Annotated in this window: 1 pseudogene; it reads left to right on the top strand. The window is 50.9% G+C overall.

Going from position 1 to position 485, the window contains the following annotated elements:
- A pseudogene (locus LIQ05_RS19510) lies at positions 1–485 on the top strand (VirB4-like conjugal transfer ATPase); the annotation flags it as partial.

Here is a 485-nt window from a genome sequence, read left to right on the forward strand (position 1 = left end):
AACGACCATTTCAAGCTGGGCGAGCAGTACGGCAGAGTCCTTTTTATGGAAGATTACGCCAGCTATGTAAAGGATGAGATGATCTCCGAACTGTGCAGCCTTGGCAGGAACCTGATGCTGTCCATTGATATCATCCCCGTACCGACAGACGAAGCGGTGCGTGAGATCCAGAACCGACTGCTGGGCGTGGAGACAAACGTCACCAACTGGCAGAGACGCCAGAATGCCAACAATAACTTTTCAGCCGTAGTTCCCTATGACATGGAGCTGCAGAGAAAAGAGACCAAGGAAATGCTGGACGATCTGACCACCAGGGATCAGAGGATGATGTTCGGCATCCTGACAATGGTACATATGGCAGACAGCAAGAAACAACTGGACTCCGATACGGAAACCCTGTATTCCATTGCGAGAAAACACCTCTGCCAGATGGCAACTTTGAAGTGGCAACAGGTCGATGGACTGAATACCGTCCTGCCGTATGG

Source organism: Blautia glucerasea (genome assembly GCF_020537505.1).
Taxonomy (GTDB): domain Bacteria; phylum Bacillota; class Clostridia; order Lachnospirales; family Lachnospiraceae; genus Blautia_A.